Annotated in this window: 15 protein-coding genes; 13 read left to right on the top strand and 2 right to left on the bottom strand. The window is 71.1% G+C overall.

The genetic code is table 11. The annotated features are described in order from the left end of the window. Window positions 1-27: 27 nt before the first annotated feature. The 10 genes from thrC to FHU30_RS01660 all read left to right on the top strand — a co-directional run bounded on the left by thrC (window position 28) and on the right by FHU30_RS01660 (window position 11,505). Window positions 28-1,095 (top strand): threonine synthase, encoded by a 1,068-nt coding sequence (gene thrC, locus FHU30_RS01705; protein ID WP_253870601.1) that lies wholly within the window; start codon window positions 28-30, stop codon window positions 1,093-1,095. Then, complete coding sequence (gene thrB / locus FHU30_RS01700; protein WP_253870599.1) at window positions 1,092-1,997, top strand: homoserine kinase; 906 nt, start codon at window positions 1,092-1,094, stop codon at window positions 1,995-1,997. The genes thrC and thrB overlap by 4 nt, the downstream gene beginning before the upstream one ends. 428 nt (window positions 1,998-2,425) lie before the next feature. Beyond that, the gene (gene rho / locus FHU30_RS01695; RefSeq protein WP_253870597.1) at window positions 2,426-4,486 is read left to right on the top strand and encodes a transcription termination factor Rho; all 2,061 of its coding nucleotides are present in this window, start codon (window positions 2,426-2,428) and stop codon (window positions 4,484-4,486) included. 373 nt (window positions 4,487-4,859) lie between these two features. Further along, entirely contained in the window at window positions 4,860-6,179 is a 1,320-nt protein-coding gene (locus FHU30_RS01690; RefSeq protein WP_253870595.1) for a sensor histidine kinase, read from the top strand. A gap of 110 nt (window positions 6,180-6,289) precedes the next feature. Continuing rightward, complete coding sequence (locus FHU30_RS01685) at window positions 6,290-7,120, top strand: endo alpha-1,4 polygalactosaminidase (RefSeq protein ID WP_253870593.1); 831 nt, start codon at window positions 6,290-6,292, stop codon at window positions 7,118-7,120. Window positions 7,121-7,211: 91 nt separating this feature from the next. Continuing rightward, the gene (locus tag FHU30_RS01680; protein ID WP_253870591.1) at window positions 7,212-7,859 is read left to right on the top strand and encodes a response regulator transcription factor; all 648 of its coding nucleotides are present in this window, start codon (window positions 7,212-7,214) and stop codon (window positions 7,857-7,859) included. 300 nt (window positions 7,860-8,159) lie between these two features. Continuing rightward, entirely contained in the window at window positions 8,160-8,372 is a 213-nt protein-coding gene (rpmE, locus tag FHU30_RS01675) for a 50S ribosomal protein L31 (RefSeq protein WP_253870589.1), read from the top strand. A gap of 89 nt (window positions 8,373-8,461) precedes the next feature. Beyond that, window positions 8,462-9,535, top strand: coding sequence for a peptide chain release factor 1 (gene prfA, locus FHU30_RS01670; RefSeq protein WP_253870587.1), 1,074 nt, complete (start codon window positions 8,462-8,464; stop codon window positions 9,533-9,535). Further along, window positions 9,532-10,392: a peptide chain release factor N(5)-glutamine methyltransferase gene (gene prmC, locus FHU30_RS01665; RefSeq protein ID WP_253870585.1), complete on the top strand. Its 861-nt coding sequence runs from the start codon at window positions 9,532-9,534 to the stop codon at window positions 10,390-10,392. Before prfA ends, prmC begins: the two co-directional genes overlap by 4 nt. Window positions 10,393-10,602: 210 nt before the next feature. Then, the gene (locus FHU30_RS01660; protein WP_301322632.1) at window positions 10,603-11,505 is read left to right on the top strand and encodes an L-threonylcarbamoyladenylate synthase; all 903 of its coding nucleotides are present in this window, start codon (window positions 10,603-10,605) and stop codon (window positions 11,503-11,505) included. A gap of 176 nt (window positions 11,506-11,681) precedes the next feature. Here the strand turns inward: FHU30_RS01660 and FHU30_RS01655 are convergent, their stop codons facing one another. Next, window positions 11,682-12,209 (bottom strand): hypothetical protein, encoded by a 528-nt coding sequence (locus tag FHU30_RS01655; protein ID WP_253870580.1) that lies wholly within the window; start codon window positions 12,207-12,209, stop codon window positions 11,682-11,684. 368 nt (window positions 12,210-12,577) lie between these two features. Then, window positions 12,578-13,057 (bottom strand): hypothetical protein, encoded by a 480-nt coding sequence (locus tag FHU30_RS01650; RefSeq protein WP_253870578.1) that lies wholly within the window; start codon window positions 13,055-13,057, stop codon window positions 12,578-12,580. A gap of 281 nt (window positions 13,058-13,338) precedes the next feature. Between FHU30_RS01650 and FHU30_RS01645 the strand changes: the two genes are divergently transcribed. The 3 genes from FHU30_RS01645 to FHU30_RS01635 all read left to right on the top strand — a co-directional run bounded on the left by FHU30_RS01645 (window position 13,339) and on the right by FHU30_RS01635 (window position 16,896). Beyond that, complete coding sequence (locus FHU30_RS01645; RefSeq protein ID WP_253870576.1) at window positions 13,339-14,460, top strand: hypothetical protein; 1,122 nt, start codon at window positions 13,339-13,341, stop codon at window positions 14,458-14,460. 146 nt (window positions 14,461-14,606) lie between these two features. Continuing rightward, complete coding sequence (locus FHU30_RS01640) at window positions 14,607-15,572, top strand: DUF2207 domain-containing protein (RefSeq protein WP_253870574.1); 966 nt, start codon at window positions 14,607-14,609, stop codon at window positions 15,570-15,572. Window positions 15,573-15,693: 121 nt separating this feature from the next. After that, window positions 15,694-16,896 carry a glycosyltransferase family 4 protein gene (locus FHU30_RS01635; protein ID WP_253870572.1) on the top strand — a complete coding sequence of 401 codons (1,203 nt, stop codon included), beginning with the start codon at window positions 15,694-15,696 and terminating at the stop codon, window positions 16,894-16,896. The last annotated feature ends 453 nt before the right edge of the window (window positions 16,897-17,349 follow it).

The raw sequence follows: 17,349 nt of genomic DNA, 5'->3' as shown, positions 1-17,349 counted from the left end.
AACCGCAGGTCAACAAGGAGACCGACTGTGAACGCGACCACCCGTCCCTGGCGTGGGCTCATCGAGGAGTACCGTGACCGGCTGCCGGTGACGGAGGCGACGCCCGTCGTGACGCTGCTCGAAGGCGGCACGCCGCTGCTGCCCGCCCACCGGGTGTCGGAGCTGACCGGCTGCGAGGTGTACCTCAAGGTCGAGGGGCTGAACCCGACCGGTTCGTTCAAGGACCGCGGCATGACCATGGCGATCTCCAAGGCCGCCGAGGACGGCGCGAAGGCGGTCATCTGCGCGTCCACCGGCAACACCTCCGCGTCCGCCGCCGCCTACGCGGTGCGCGCCGGGATGACCTGCGCCGTCCTCGTCCCGCAGGGCAAGATCGCGATGGGCAAGCTGGCGCAGGCGCTGGTGCACGGCGCGCGGCTGCTCCAGGTCGACGGCAACTTCGACGACTGCCTCGAACTGGCCCGCAAGCTCGCCGTCGACTACCCGGTCGCGCTGGTCAACTCGGTGAACAAGTACCGGCTCCAGGGCCAGAAGACGGCCGCGTTCGAGATCGTCGACGCGCTCGGCGACGCCCCGGACGTGCACTGCCTGCCGGTCGGCAACGCCGGCAACATCTCCGCGTACTGGATGGGCTACTCCGAGTACGCCGCCGACGGCACCGCCTCGCGCCGCCCGCGCATGCTGGGATTCCAGGCGTCCGGCGCGGCCCCGTTCGTCAAGGGCGAGCCGGTGCTGAAGCCGCAGACCATCGCGACCGCGATCCGCATCGGCAACCCCGCCTCCTGGGATCTCGCCGTCGCCGCGCGGGACGAGTCCGGCGGCGCGATCGACGCCGTCACCGACCGGCAGATCCTGCGCGCCTACCGCCTGCTCGCCGCCGAGGAGGGCGTGTTCGTCGAGCCCGCGTCCGCCGCGTCCGTCGCCGGTCTGCTCCAGGCCGCCGAGCAGGGCGCGGTCGAGCGCGGTTCGCGCGTCGTCTGCACCGTGACCGGAAACGGCCTCAAGGACCCCGACTGGGCCATCGCGGGCGCCCCCGCCCCGACCACCGTCAAGGTGGACGCCCAGGCCGCCGCCTCCGCCCTGGGCCTCGCATGACCAGCGGGCGGGTGACGGTCGAGGTGCCGGCCACCAGTGCGAACCTGGGGCCGGGGTTCGACTCGCTCGGGCTGGCGCTCACCCTCACCGACTTGGTGACGGTCGAGCTGACCGGCGACGACGTCGTCATCGAGGTCGAGGGGGAGGGCACCGAGGTCGCCGGGCGGGGTGACGGGCATCTCATCGTCACCACGCTGCGTGACGCGCTCGACGCGATCGACCGGCTCGCGGGCACGACCGAGGCCGCCGCGCTCGGCAAGGGCGTGCGGCTGCGCTGCGTGAACCGCATCCCGCACAGCCGGGGGCTCGGGTCGTCCTCGGCGGCGATCATCGCGGGCATCCTCGCGGCGCGCGCCCTGCACCCGCGCGGTGAGGCGATGGACGACGCGGAGGCGCTGAGGCTGGCCACCGCGATCGAGGGCCATCCCGACAACGTCGCGCCCTGCCTGCTCGGCGGGCTCACGATCGCCTGGGGCGACCGGGCCGTCCGGCTCGATCTCGACCGCGAGGTCGTCGCGTTCGTCCCGGACACGCGTCTCGCGACGGCGCGCGCCCGCGGGCTGCTGCCCGAGACCGTCCCGCACGGCGACGCCGCGGCCAATGCCGGACGTGCCGCGCTGCTGGTCACGGCCCTGACGCGCGGCCTCGACGACGCCGTCCTGCTGGACGCGACCGAGGACCGCCTGCACCAGGAGTACCGCGCCCCGGCCATGCCGGAGTCGGCCGCGTTGATCCGGAATCTGCGTGAATCGGGTGTTCCGGCCGTCGTGTCCGGAGCCGGGCCGAGTGTCCTGGCGTTCACATCCGCGTCGCGGGTTGATTCAAACGCGCTTGGAGTGGGTACTGGCTGGCACGTACACCCCTTGCGTGTCGCCCCCCTTGGCGCCTGCGTCCGCACCTGACCTGCGTCGGCGGGCGGCCGGGTGTGACGAACCGGCTAGGTAAATTGCGAAGACATCGACCTCTGGGGAATAGCAGTGTGCCCTGGTGATGTTAGGCTGGATGCCGCACCAGATGCCCCGATCGGGGCCGAGTGCTCGTCAGCCACACGTCACCTGACCGGCCCTTCGGCCGAGTCGGTCCGGCGTACCGGGCTTCCCGTCTCCGTGACACTCCGTTGTCCGGCATTCCAGCGAACTTCGGATCTCCGCGGTCACGGGCGGCCATTGCACGAGCCGTCCCGGCCGACCGCCATCTGGCTGTTGCCCAGCATCGCCGGCCGCGGCGCCTCCGCGGTACGGCGAGCCCGACTCGGCGCCCCCGCCGGGCCGCACCACCGGGTTGACTGGCCGAACGCCGGCCAACGCCCGCTCCCTGGGAAGGACCCTTAGTGAGCGAATCCAGCGAACTCCTTACGGACGCGTCCAGCACGGCATCCGCGACGGCAGACGAGGCCGGGCAGGGCGCCGCTCCCCGGCGCCGGCGCCAGACCGGCACGGGCCTGTCCGCCATGGTGCTGACGGACCTCAAGAAGATCGCGTCCGACCTCGGCATCAAGGGCGTGAGCCAGATGCGCAAGGGCCAGCTCATCGCCGCCATCCAGGAGAAGCAGGGCGGCGCCGGGCAGGCCTCGGGGAGCGACCAGGGAGCCGCTGCCAGCGACCGCGCCGCGTCCGGGAAGGCGGCCGAGCAGGCGGCCGAGCGCGCCGGCGACAAGACCGACAAGACCGAGCGGCCGCGCCGCACCCGCACGGCCGCCGCCAAGCGCGAGGCCGAGCCCGCGGTGACCGCCGACGCCGGTCAGGCGGACGGCCGGCCGGCCGCCGAGGAGCGCCCCGACCGCGCCGAGCGCGGCGAGGGCCGGGACGGCGGACGCGACGGGGGCCGCGAGGGCGGCCGCAACCGCGACCGCGGCGAGCAGCAGACCTCCGGTGAGCAGCACGGCGGCGACCAGCAGCAGGGCGGCCGGGAGCGCGGCGAGGGCCGCGACGGCGGGGGACGCCAGCGCGGACGCCGCGACAACCGCGACCGCGACAACCGCGGCGACCGCGGCGACCGCGAGAACCGGGGCGAGCGCGGCGAGCGCGGGGACCGTGACAACCGGGGCGATCGCGACAACCGCGGCGACCGCGACCGGAACCGCGACCAGGGCGACCAGGGCGGCAACCGCCAGCGCGGCGGCGGCCAGAACCAGGGCGGCGGCGGCCCGGCCGACGACGACGAGGGCGGCCGCGGGCGGCGCGGGCGCCGGTTCCGCGAGCGCAACCGGGGCCGCGGCCGCGGCGAGCGCTACGAGGAGCCCGTGATCAACGAGGACGACGTCCTCATCCCGGTCGCCGGCATCCTCGACATCCTCGACAACTACGCCTTCGTCCGGACGACCGGCTACCTGCCCGGCCCGAACGACGTGTACGTCTCGCTCGCCCAGGTCCGCAAGAACGGCCTGCGCAAGGGCGACGTGATCACCGGCGCGGTGCGGCAGGCCCGCGAGGGCGAGCGGCGCGAGAAGTTCAACGCGCTGGTCCGGCTCGACACCGTGAACGGCATGGAGCCCGACCAGGCCAAGCAGCGTGTCGAGTTCTCCAAGCTCACCCCGCTGTACCCGCAGGAGCGGCTGCGGCTGGAGTCCGACCCGGGCGTGCTGACCACGCGGATCATCGACCTGGTGTCGCCGATCGGCAAGGGCCAGCGCGGCCTGATCGTGTCGCCGCCGAAGGCCGGCAAGACCATGGTGCTTCAGGCGATCGCGAACGCGATCACCAAGAACAACCCGGAGTGCCACCTGATGGTCGTCCTGGTGGACGAGCGTCCGGAAGAGGTCACCGACATGCAGCGGACGGTGAAGGGCGAGGTCATCCACTCGACCTTCGACCGTCCCGCCGAGGACCACACCACCGTCGCCGAGCTCGCCATCGAGCGCGCCAAGCGGCTGGTGGAGCTGGGGCACGACGTCGTCGTCCTGCTCGACTCGATCACCCGCCTCGGCCGCGCCTACAACCTGGCGGCCCCGGCGTCCGGGCGCATCCTGTCCGGCGGTGTCGACTCGACCGCGCTGTACCCGCCCAAGCGGTTCTTCGGCGCGGCCCGCAACATCGAGAACGGCGGCTCGCTGACCATCCTCGCCACCGCCCTGGTGGAGACCGGATCCCGCATGGACGAGGTCATCTTCGAGGAGTTCAAGGGCACCGGCAACATGGAGCTCAAGCTCAACCGCTCCCTCGCCGACAAGCGGATCTTCCCCGCGGTGGACGTGGACCAGTCCAGCACCCGCAAGGAGGAGATCCTCATGGCGCCGGAGGAGCTGCGCATCGTCTGGCAGCTCCGCCGCGTCCTGCACGCCCTCGACACCCAGCAGGCGCTGGAGCTCCTCATCGAGAAGATGAAGGAGACCAAGTCGAACGCCGAGTTCCTCCTCCAGGTCCAGAAGACCACGGTCTCCGACGACCGCTGAGTTGATTTGGCTTTCGGCTCCGCGTCCTCGCCTAGCGGCTCGGACACGGCCCGAATGCTCGTGCGAACGCTGCATCGCTTCGCGATCAACCGTGCGGGGCTCGCCTTCGGCGTCGCCCCGCACGGTTGGTAACGCGTTCGCGCGGGCTGAGCTTGTTGCGGGGTCCCCAGGGGCTCTTTGATCCTTCACGTGGTTCTTGAACGCCCCGGTCCGGGTGCTTTTGAACGTCCCGGCGGCCTTTGGTCGTCGGGACGTTTTGTGTTTGCGGCTGCCGGGGTGGGGTTTACCCCAGGTGGGCTGGGGTGGGTTCCGCATGGTGGGGGAGCGGGGTGGTCGGGCAGGGTTGGGAGTGGCTTGGAAGAGGGGGACGCGGGTGGGTGAGGTGGCCCGGACGGGGTGGGACCGGTCGGTGTGGGACGCGTCGTGGCGGCCGTGGGTGATGCTGCGGACGCCGGTGGCGTGGCGGGCGGTGGCGCAGGCGCCGCTGGCGTTCGGGTTCGGGCTGTTCTGGTTCGTCGGGCTCGCGACGGCGGGGCTGCTGTCGCTGGCGCTGTCGGCGCTGTGGATCGGGCTGGTGATGCTCGTGGCGCTGATGCTGGCGTGGCGGGCCGGGGCGATGCTGGAGCGGCGGGTGCTGCTCGCGACGTTCGGGCTGCGCATCCCGGATCCGTACCGTCCGCTGCCGTCCGGAAGGAACGTGTTCGCGAAGGTCCGGGCGCTGCTGGCGGATCCCGCGACATGGAAGGACCTGATCTACCTCGGGCTGCTGCTGCCCATCGCGATGGTCGAGATCATCGTGTGGGTGCTCTGCTGGTCGGTGGTCGGGCTGCTCGTCCTGGCGCCCGTCCTGGCGATGCAGGGGCAGGGGCTCCAGTTCGTCATCGGGCCGGTGTCGGTGCTGGTGGAGGACCCGGTGAGCGGGCTGTGGGTGACGCTGGTGGGGCTCGTCCTGCTCGTCCCGGCGCTGTACGTGACGCGGGTGATGGCGCTGGCGCACGCGCTGTGGGCGCAGCTGCTGCTGGGGGCGTCCAGTGCGCAGGAGGAGAACGCCGAGCTGCGGGCGCGCGCCGAGCGGCTGCGGGCGAGCCGGGCGCGCGGGGTGGACGCCGTGGAGGCCGAACGCCGCCGCATCGAGCGCGACCTGCATGACGGCGCCCAGCAGCAGCTCCTGGCCGTCGCGATGGACATCGGACGGGCGCGCGCCAAGCTGGACACCGATCCGGACGCGGCGCGGGCGCTGATCGAGCAGGCGCACGCGGGCGCGAAGGAGGCGATCGCCGAGCTGCGCAACCTCGCCCGCGGGATCTACCCGGCGATCCTCACCGACCGGGGTCTGGACGCGGCGCTGTCGGGCCTCGCGGCGCGTGCCGCGGTGCCGGTCGAGGTGGGCGTCGAGCTGGCGGAGCGCCCGCCCGCGGCGGTGGAGAGCATCGCGTACTTCGTGGTGGCCGAGGCGCTGACGAACGTCTCGAAGTACGCGAACGCGACGAGCGCGGCGGTGAAGGTGGCGCGCGAGGGCCCATGGGTGGTCGTCGAGATCTCCGACGACGGCGTGGGCGGCGCGGAGACCGAACCGGGCGGCGGCCTCGCCGGGCTGGCCGACCGCGCCGCGACGATCGACGGCATCCTTACCGTGAACAGCCCGCCCGGCGGCCCCACGGTGATCCGCGCCGACCTTCCCTGCGACTGGTGACCACTGGAGGCCGCTCGGTGAACATCCGGGCGGTCCGGGGTGAACTGTGATCATCCGGGCGGAGGTGCTGGCATGATCGTCGCATTGCCGGCATACGAGACGGGGAACTCATGTCGCGATCGATTCGGGGACTGGCGCTCGTCCTGGCGGCCGTCCTGGCCGCTGGTGCGTGCGGTGGGACGGGCGGCGGGAAGCGGGCCGCCGACACGGCGTCGGACAGCGAGGGCGCGGCGTCCTGGTGGCGTCCGAAGCCGCGGACGACCTGGCAGTGGCAGCTCAGCGGGCGCGTCGACACGTCCGTCCGCGCGCAGGTCTACGACGTGGACCTGTTCGAGACGCCCGCCGCCACGGTCGCCAAGCTGAAGAAGGCCGGACGGCGCGTGATCTGCTACACCGCGATCGGGTCGGCGGAGAACTGGCGTCCCGACTACAAGCGCTTCCCGGCGCGCGTGCTGGGCAAGAACGTCGCGGACTGGCCGGGCGAGCGCTGGGTGGACATCCGGCAGCTGGACGTCATCCGCCCGATCTGGGCCGCGCGGCTCGACCAGTGCAAGCGCAAGGGCTTCGACGGCGTCGAGCCCGACTGGATGGACGGCTACAAGAACGACACCGGCTTCAAGCTGACCGCCCGCGACCAGCTCGCCTTCAACCGGATGCTCGCGACGCTGGCCCACCAGCGCGGCCTCGCGATCGGGCTCAAGAACGACCTCGACCAGATCCCGCAGCTCGTCGGGACGATGGACTTCGCGGTCAACGAGCAGTGCGCCCAGTACGGCGAGTGCAACCGGCTCGTCCCGTTCATCAGGGCTGGCAAGGCCGTGTTCCACGCCGAATACGAGCTGCCGCTGAGCAAGTTCTGCCCGACGTCCAAGAAGCTGGGGCTCAGCTCGATCCGCAAGCCGCTGGAGCTGACGGCCAAGCGCCAGGCCTGCCCGGCCTAGCGGCCCGATGCCGCGCGAATCCCGTCCGATGCCGCGTGAAGATCGCCCGATGCCGCGCGAAGGGCGGTCGGGGAGCCGGGATACTGGGGGGATGCGGGTGGTGATCGCCGAGGATTCGGTGCTGTTGCGCGAGGGCCTGGTCCGGCTCCTGGAGGACGAGTCGATCGCGACGGTCGCGCAGGTCGGGGACGGCCCGGGCCTGCTCGCGGCGGTCGAGGAGCACCGGCCCGACCTGGCGATCGTGGACGTCCGGATGCCGCCGTCCTTCACCGACGAGGGGCTGCGCGCGGCCCTGGCCGTCCGGGAGCGGCTGCCCGGGACGCCGATCCTGGTGCTGTCGCAGTACGTCGAGGAGCGGTACGCCACCGACCTGATCGGCGGCGGCGCCGAGGGTGTCGGCTACCTGCTGAAGGAGCGGGTCTCGGACGTCGCGGAGTTCGTCGACGCCGTGCGCCGGATCGCGGCCGGCGGCACGGTGATCGACTCCGAGGTGATCGGCCAGCTGCTCGGCCGCCGCCGCGCCGGGGACCCGCTGAAGGACCTCACCCCGCGCGAGCACGAGGTCCTCGGCCTGATGGCCCAGGGCCGCACCAACGGCGCCATCGCCGCCGACCTCGTCGTCACCGAGGGCGCCGTGGAGAAGCACATCTCCAGCATCTTCGCCAAGCTCGGCCTGCAGCCCGCCGGCGGCGGGCACCGCCGCGTCATGGCCGTCCTCACCTACCTCGGCCACGCCTGACCAGGCTCGAAGCCGTCCCTCTCGACCGGCCCGAAGCCGTCCCGCCGGACTCGCGTTCCGGGCCGTCCCGCCGGATTCGCGCTCCGGGTCGTCCCGCCGGACGAAGCGGAGGGGCGCGCGCGGCTGTGGCCGGGGTCACGCGGGGGTGCCCGGAGGAAGATCATCGCGGCGGGTCGGGAATGCCCGGTGACCTCGGCACGTTCGGGTATCTGGCACACTTGGTGTGCAACCGCTGCGGTACCGGTTCGCGCCCCCACTCCGCGGGACGTTCGGCGACCGCCCAGAGCGAGGAGAGACCCCATGAAGCCCGAGATTCACCCGAACTATGTCGTCACGACGGTGACGTGCACCTGCGGGAACACCTTCGAGACGCGTAGCACCGCCGAGAATGGCGTGATCCACGCCGACGTCTGCTCCAACTGCCACCCGTTCTACACGGGCAAGCAGAAGATCCTGGACACCGGCGGCCGGGTGGCGCGCTTCGAGCAGCGCTTCGGCAAGAAGGCCAAGTAGCCCGCGGCCTGCACCACAGCGCTGAACAGGGGGCCCGGGGACGCGCGTCCCCGGGCCCGCTCAAGTCCGCTACCAGGCCGGGACGCACCGTGAAACTCGACGAACTCATCAGCGAATACACCGACATCGAGGGGCGGCTCGCCGACCCGTCGGTCCACGCCGACCAGGCGCTGGCCCGCAAGCTGGGCAAGCGGTACGCCGCGCTGCGCCCGATCGTCGAGACCTACCGGGAGCTCGGCTCGACCGAGGACGACCTCGCCGCCGCCCGCGAGCTCGCGGGCGAGGACGCGGCCTTCGCCGCAGAGGCCGAGGACCTGGAGAAGCGCATCGTCGAGCTGGAGGAGCGGCTGCGGCACCTGCTGCTGCCCCGCGACCCCAGCGACGACAAGGACGTGATCCTGGAGATCAAGGCCGGCGAGGGCGGCGAGGAGTCCGCGCTGTTCGCCGGCGACCTGCTGCGCATGTACCTGCGGTACGGCGAGCGGGTCGGCTGGAAGACCGAGATCATCGACTCCCACCCGTCCGACCTCGGCGGGTACAAGGACGTCACCGTCGCGGTGAAGAACAAGTCCGGCGCGCCCGACGCCGAGGGCGTCTGGACCCGGCTGAAGTTCGAGGGCGGCGTGCACCGCGTCCAGCGGGTGCCCGCGACCGAGTCGCAGGGCCGCATCCACACCTCCGCCGTCGGGGTTCTGGTCACCCCCGAAGCCGAGGAGGTGGACGTCCAGATCGACCCGAACGACCTGCGCATCGACGTCTACCGCTCGTCCGGCCCGGGCGGGCAGTCGGTGAACACGACCGACTCGGCCGTCCGCATCACGCACCTGCCGACCGGCGTGGTCGTGTCCTGCCAGAACGAGAAGTCCCAGCTCCAGAACAAGGAGCAGGCGCTGCGCATCCTGCGGTCCCGGCTGCTGGCGATCGCGCAGGAGGAGGCCGAGGCCGCCGCGTCCGCCGAGCGCAAGTCGCAGGTCCGGACGGTCGACCGCTCCGAGCGCGTCCGCACCTACAACTACCCGGAGAACCGGATCTCCGACCACCGGGTGGGCTACAAGGCGTACAACCTCGACCAGGTCCTCGACGGCGACCTGCACAACGTCGTCCAGGCCCTCGTCGACGCCGACACCGAGCGACGCCTCGCGGAGGCCCGGCAGTCGTCATGAACCTGCTGCTCGACGAGATCGCCAGGGCCACGGCACGGCTCGCCGACGCCGGGGTCGCCTCCCCGCGCGCGGACGCCGAGGAGCTCGCGGCCGCCGTGCACAAGGTGAGCCGCGCCGAGCTGCACACCGTCCCGGACGCCGCGTTCGACGCGCTGTTCTGGGAGTACGTGGCGCGGCGCGAGGCGGGCGAGCCGCTGCAGCACATCACTGGACGGGCGTTCTTCCGGTACCTGGAGCTGAAGGTCGGTCCGGGGGTGTTCGTCCCGCGTCCGGAGACCGAGGTCATGGTCGGCTGGGCCCTGGAGACCCTGCGCGACATGGACGTCCAGGACCCGCTCGTCGTCGACCTCGGCACCGGCTCGGGCGCGATCGCGCTGTCGCTCGCGCAGGAGTCGCCCCGCGCGCGTGTGCACGCCGTCGAGAAGGACCCGATCGCCTACGTCCACACCGACCGCAACATCGAGGACCTGGACGAGCGCGGCCAGGTGAAGCTGCACCTGGGCGACTTCTCGTCCGCGCTGCCCGAGCTGAACGGCACCGTCGACCTCGTCGTGTCGAACCCCCCGTACATCCCGATGAGCGAGTGGGAGTACGTCCCGGCGGACGTCCGCGACCACGACCCGGCCGACGCCCTGTGGGGCGGCGGCGAGGACGGCCTGGACGCGATCCGCGTGGTCGAGCGCACCGCCCGCCGCCTGCTCCGCCCCGGCGGCCACATCGCCGTCGAGCACAGCGACCTCCAGGGCACCGCGGTCTACTGGATCTTCGCCGAGGAGAACGGCTGGCGGGACGTCCGCAACCACAAGGACCTCACCAACCGCGACCGCTTCGTCACCGCCCGCCTCGGCACCTCCTGACCCCCGGACAGGCCGGGCCTGCGCGTCGCCGGAGGCCGCGGTGTGCCCCACGCCCCGCCGCCGGACGCCCCGCGCCGCCGCCGGACGTCCTGCCGCCGGACGGGCCGGGACGATGCGGTGCCCGCGCGCCGATAGTCTTGCTGGCGTCAGCACAGCAAGCCGAGTTCGACGGGGACGACCGTGAGCCGACGTTATGACTGCTCGGATCCGATGGAGCGGACGCGCGGGATCGCCGAGGCGGTCTCGGCCGTGCGGCGCGGCGAGCTGATCGTCCTGCCGACCGACACCGTGTACGGGATCGGCGCGGACGCCTTCACCCCGTCCGCCGTGACCGGCCTGCTGAACGCCAAGGGCCGCGGCCGCGAGATGCCGCCGCCCGTGCTGGTCGGGTCCGTCCGCGCGGCGACCGCGCTGATCGACGACCTGGGCACCTACGGCCAGGACCTGATCGACGAGTTCTGGCCGGGCGCGCTGACCCTGGTGTGCCGCGCCAACCCGAACCTGATGTGGGACCTCGGCGAGACCAAGGGCACCGTGGCCGTCCGCATGCCGATGGACACCCTCGCGGTCGAGCTGCTGAAGGAGACCGGCCCGCTGGCCGTGTCGAGCGCGAACCTTTCCGGTCAGCCCGCCGCCCGCGATGCGGACGAGGCCGAGTCGATGCTCGGCGACTCCGTCGAGGTCTACCTGGACGGCGGCCCGGTCGCGCACGGCGACGCGTCCACGATCGTCGACCTGACCGGCCCGATCCCGCGCCTGCTCCGCCTCGGCGCCATCTCCGAGGACAAGATCCGCGCCGTCGTCGGCGTCCTCCTCACCGACGAGGACGACATCAAGCCCGACGAGGAGCCCGAGCCCGAGGTCAGCGTCGGCGCCGAAACCGTCCAGAAGGACGAGACCACGTCTGCCGAGGCGCACCCGGAGGCGAATCGACCGGCATCCGAGGACCACGAAGCCCCCGCTCCCGCGAAGCCGGAAGCCGCCGCCGCAGAGCCCGCACCTGACTCAGGCGTCGCGAAGTCCGAGGCCGTGAACGGTACGGAGCGCTCCGGGGCGTCCGGGGGAGACCCCAAGCCTGCGCCGCGCGGGGACGACCCGAACACGGCCACCTGAGCCGCGTCCGAACCCTTTCCCGCATTCAGGACGCCCTCTAAAGCGTCCCATCGGCGGGAAGATCGGCCCCGGACATGCGAAACGGGGGCTTCGCCGCAGCCGTAGCGGCGAAGCCCCCGTCGTCGTCCTACCGGTCAGACCCGCCGGACGTCAGCACGGCGAGCCGGAAGACCGGATCAGGAGAACACGCGCCAGGAGCCCGCGTGCGAGATGTGGAAGCCCCGGCTCGTCGGGTAGCCCTCGCACTCGCGCATGTACATCTTGCCGATGTTGAACGACTGGATGGCGCGGCGGGCGGTGGTGCCCTTGCCGGTCCGGTTGTAGATCACCTCGACGTCGGGGTTGAGGTGCTGGCCCTTGGCCGCGTAGAACACGACCTCCATGCAGGAGTTCAGGCCACGCTTGTTGTCGCGCACGTAGCCGTCCACGACGCGGGTGCGGTAGTAGCGGCCCTTGTACTTGTAGCGGCCCCACCAGTACGAGCCCCAGGCGCTGGTCGCGGCGAGGCCGGAGTACTTGAGGGTGAAGGCGTGCCCGCCCTGCGCCTGGACGTCGCCCTTGGCGAGGCTCACGTCCGCGGCCTTCGGGGCCGCACCGGAGCCCTTGAAGGTCTGGGCGTCGTCGGCGAAGGCGTTGCCGCCGGTCGCCAGCAGACCGGCGACGAGCGCGCCGGAAGTGATCGCCACGGTGGCGATGCGTCGCATGGATCCTCCGTCTCTGGGGGAATTTCGGGTTGAAGATCGCCGCAACCGTAGCAGGATCTTCAGGACCCTCCACGCCATTTCCGGTGACGCACAGCAATGCCGCCCAAGCCGGGAACCAACCCGCTTCGGACGACGTCCAATCACCTTCGGGACATGTCCGTAACACGGGAGCCCCGGGCGCGGTCCGGGACTCTGACCAGGTGGAACGCGTGATCCCGGAAGTGCCCGACCGCCAGTGTATCCTTGGCCACACTCACCGTGACACGGCCGATTCCGGCCCCGAGAACACACCGAGTGAACACCCCGGAATGGCGAATGGCCGGGCGGCGAGGCCGCCCGGCCATTCAGTTGATCATGAAAGAGAAGCCTCAGTAGAGCTTCTTCCACGGGCCGTAGACGACCTTCTTCGGGTTGGTGCGGGCGATGCCGGCCTCGCGCACGTAGAGGTGCGCGCTGTACCGCGACGAGAAGACGCCGTAGTAGTGGCTGAACTTGAAGTCCGCCGGGACGCCGTTGTAGCGCAGGAAGTACACGCCCGAGGTGTAGTAGTACTTGCCGTTGCTGGTGCGGAACTGCACGGCCGGGGACCAGCCGTTGCGGGAGGTGTCGGCCAGCGAGAAGCTCACCTTCACGCCGCTGCGCGAGCGGGAGTACTTGCCGTACGCCTTGATGGACTTCCAGCCGTCCTTGGACACCCAGGAGTGGGCGGCCGCGGCCTGCACGCCGGAGGCGGCCGGCAGCTTGCTGGACTGGGTGAAGCCCTGGTCGGCGCTGGCCGCGCCGGCGCTGACCAGGAGTCCGGCGGCGAGGGCGCCGGAGGTGACCGCCACGGTGGCGATGCGTCGCATAGTGCCTCCATCTGGTTATTTGCGGGGTGCGAGTTCGAAGATCGCAACCGTAGCAACATCGGCATCACCCGTCTCACCACTTTTACTCGTTCGGACGGACTTCACATGACGGTCCGCATTCGTCCGCGTGCATGCCGTGACCTGCGACGTCCGCCAGTCCCGTTCGCCCGTCCTGACAGGCCCGGTCATGGTCGGGAACGGGAGCGCGCCGGGATGCGTCCGAGCACCCGGCGTCGTCCGGGCGGTGGCGGGCGAGCCGGGAACCGGAAGCGGAGCAGCGAATGACCGAAGACCTCCTGGACAGGGCCGACGGCTTGGCCGAGCTCGATCCGGAGAGCGCCCGCCGGCTGTACCTGGAGGCCGTCGAGGCCGGATCCGAGAGCGCCGTCCGGCGGTACGGCGACTTCCTTCTGAACCAGGACGAGTCGGAGGAGGCCCGGCGGATCCTGAGCGCGGCCTTCGCCGCCGGCGACATGAAGAGCGCCTATTTCCTGGCCGACGCCTACGTGGCCCTCGATATGCCCGAAAAGGCGGCCGAGGTCGTCCAGGAGGCGTTCTGGAACGGCGAGAGCCGAGCGGCCCTGCGCGTCGCGGCGATCCTCGACGAGTTGCTCGACGATCGCGAGGGGGCGGAGAAATGGTACCGGCTGTCCCTGCAAGCCGGCGACCAGCGAGCCATGAACGATTTCGCCACTTTCCTGTCCGACGACCCGGAGCGATGGGACGAGGCCGCGGCCTTCTATCGCGCGGCCATGGAAGCAGGCGACCCTCTCGCTCGACTGAATCTGGGCCGCCTTGAGAACGAGCGCGAGAACTACGCGGCAGCGAGCGTCCTGCTCGCGGCCTGCGTAGACGAAGGCAAGCTCCAAGCCCTGCTCGCCCTCGCCGAAGCCCAGGAAAACCTCGACGACCTGGACGCCGCGAAAGCCACCTTGGAACGAGCCTGCGCCCTCGGAATCACGAACGCGACCGTAACCCTGGCCAACTTCTACGCCGACCACGAAGAGATCGACTACCTCAACGAGGCGGAAGACCTCTACCGCAAAGCACTGGCCCGCGAAGACGAAGAAGCCACCTTCTATTACGCCCTGTACCTGGACGACGAAGACCGTATTGAAGAAGCGATCGAGATGTACAAGCGTGCCATCGAAGAAGACTCGGAGTCGGCCCTCGTCAACCTCGGTCTCATCTATCTGAACAGCGGCGACCACGCCAACGCCGAACACTATCTGCGCCGCGGCATCGAGGCGGGCCACATCAACGCCGTCCTGAACTACGCCGACCTCCTCGCGGCCCAAGGCAGGCACCAGGAAATCGGCCCCCTGATCCCCGAAGCCCGAGAAATGGACGCCACAACCGACGCAATGGCCAAACTAATAGCCCTCGCCAACAACCTCGCCTAACGCCCGCGTCGCCTTTGGAGCGGAGGGCGGGTGGGGGTTGCGGAGAGTAGTCGTGGTGTTGCTTCGACGTTTGGCGGGTGGGGGTGGAAGCATGGGGACGGCTTGAGCTGAGAGCTGGGGGCGCGGTGCCTGGGCGGAGCCTTGGAGTGGCGGTCGCGGGGGTCCTCGTGCTTGGGCTGCTTCTGGTTTCGGCGGTGCCGACGGGTGCGTGTGAGGGGCGGGCCCAGGGGGACGGGGGGATTCCGACTTATGACGTCGTCCTGAGCATTCGGCGGGACGGGGTGGTGGGGGTTCGGGAGACGATCACCTTTGACTACGGGGACGTCGGGGGGCACGGGTTCGCGCGGCGGGTGCCGTATCGGGTGGGGGAGCGGGTGTACGACATCCGCGATCTGCGGACCAGTTCGTCCACGGGGGCTCCGGCGCGGGCCAGGACGGTGACGTTGCCGCATGATCTTCAGATCACGGTGGGGGACGGGAAGCAGGTCGTGCGGGGGCGGCAGGCTTATGTGATCGAGTACGACCTGGGGCGGGCGTTCACGCCGCTGTCCGGGGGGCGCTGGGAGCTGGTTTGGGACGCGGTCGGGACGACGTGGAACTCGCCGATCGCCAATGCGGCGGTGCGGGTGGAGTCGCCTGTGGCGCGTTGGAAGGCGTCCTGCCGGGCCGGGCACGGGGACGCGACGGTGCCCTGCCAGCGGGATCGGGACGGGCCGTATGCCATGGACTTCCTGCAGAGTGGGCTCGGTCCGCATGAGGGCATGACCGTGCGGGTACGGCTGCCGAGGGGAGCCGTGGCGCCGGAACCGCCCAGATTCGTCCGTCCGTATTGGGACGGGACCTGGACCGGAACCGGCCTGCTGGCGCTGACGCTGGTGCTGCTGCCGTGGATCTCGCGGGCCGGAGGTCTGGGGCGATCCGTCCTGATCGGGCGGATTCTGCTGGTCACGGGGGTTCTGGCCGTTCTCGTAGACGCTGCGGCGGACGTCGAGCGGTACGGGATGTGGGCCGTGTCACTGGGGGATCTGACCGTGGCGGGGCTCGCGCTCGGGATCGCCGGATCGGCGGCACTGTGCGGCCAATGTGCGCCATGCGACACACGGGAGGAATAGAGTTGGGCCGGAACACCACCAGGATGACCATGGTGGAACCATTCGGCGGCCGTCGTACGTAGACCCTTCCGTGGGTCCGCCGGGGCCCGCCGGAAAGACATCCGAGGGGAGGCGCGGGGCGTTGCGGGAGTACCTGCTCACCATCCTCGTCGCCGCCCTCGTGACCTACCTGTTGACGCCGGCGGTCCGGAAGTTCGCGGTCTGGTTCGGCGCGCAGGCCGCGCCGCGCGACCGGGACGTCCACGTGATCCCGACGCCGCGGCTCGGCGGCCTGGCGATGTTCGGCGGGATGGTCGCGGCGCTGATCGTGGCGTCCGGGCTGCCGAAGATGCGGCAGGTGCTCGCCGAGGGCGACGTGAGCGTGGGCCGGGCGCTGCTGCTGGCCGGCGGGCTGATCGTGCTGCTCGGCATCGCGGACGACCGGTGGGGCGTCGACCCGCTCACCAAGTTCGCCGGGCAGGTGGCCGCCGCGGGGATCTTCATCATGCAGGGCATCCAGCTGTACGTCCTGCCGCTGCCGAGCGGGGAGCCGCTGTCGCTGCCGCCCGCCTACGGCGTCCCGCTGACGGTGCTGGTCGTGGTCGCGACGATCAACGCGGTGAACTTCATCGACGGCCTGGACGGCCTGGCGGCGGGTGTCGTCGGCATCGCCTCGCTCGCCCTGTTCTCCTACGCCTACCTGCTGTCGCACGCCAAGGGCATCACGACGCTGAGCGGTCCGACGCTGACCGCCGCCGTCCTGGTCGGGATCTGCGCGGGCTTCCTACCGCACAACTTCAACCCCGCCCGGATCTTCATGGGCGACACGGGCTCGATGCTGATCGGGCTGCTGCTGTCCGGCTCGACGATCATGCTGACCGGCCAGTTCGACCCGGCGATCATCGGCACCTACCGGCTGTTCCCGCTGTACGTGCCGCTGCTGATGGTCCCGCTGGTCGCCGCCGTCCCGTTCGTGGACATGCTGCTCGCGGTCTGGCGCCGCACCAGCGACGGCCGCTCGCCGTTCTCGCCCGACAAGCGGCACCTGCACCACCGCCTGCTCGAACTGGGCCACTCGCACCGCCGCGCCGTCCTGATCATGTACTTCTGGGTGGGCCTGCTGGCCGGCGGGCTGATGGGCATGGCCACCACCAGCAACCTCGTCCTCGTCGGCTCGGCCACCCTGACGGTCGCGGTGGGCGGCGTCGTCCTCATGATCGCCCTCCCCCGCCTCACCCACCGCCGCGCGACCGCGACCACCCCCACCGGAGTGCCCGCCGCGACCCCGACCGGAGCCCCGCCCGCCGAGGACGTCCCAACCGGCAAGCACCGCCAGCACATCTGACCTGCGTATTTGCGCGGTTATCCACAGGGTGGCCGTTGGCTCGCGTGACTTTCGGGGGCGTTGGACAATAGAAGTGGGGTCGCCCCCCTGGGCGGGAGGGGGCCGCCTTCCGCAAGTTTCAATGCCGCGGGTTGCGAGGCCCCACGGGTTGCGAGGCCCCACGGGTTGCGAGGCCCCACGGGTTGCGAGGCCCCACGGGTTGCGAGGCCGCGCGGGGCGAGTGCAGCGCGTTGGTGGGGCTTTCGCAGGGTTGGACGCGGGGTGGCAACGGTGCGTGATCGGTGGTTGCCCGGGGTGTTCCGAGCATGGTTCGGTTGCTCCTAGACTGACGGCCGTCGCCGCGTGGACGGGGGCGGGCGGGTCCGGGGTTCCGGCGTGCCCGTGGCGTTCCGCGGAAACCGAGCGTTGCGCTGGGCTACAGTCCGTGGTGCAGAGGTGACGTTAGGAGAGCGT

This window comes from Actinomadura rupiterrae (assembly GCF_024172125.1).
In the GTDB taxonomy this organism is placed as follows: Bacteria; Actinomycetota; Actinomycetes; order Streptosporangiales; family Streptosporangiaceae; genus Spirillospora; species Spirillospora rupiterrae.
This window is presented reverse-complemented; position numbering and strand designations above follow the sequence as displayed.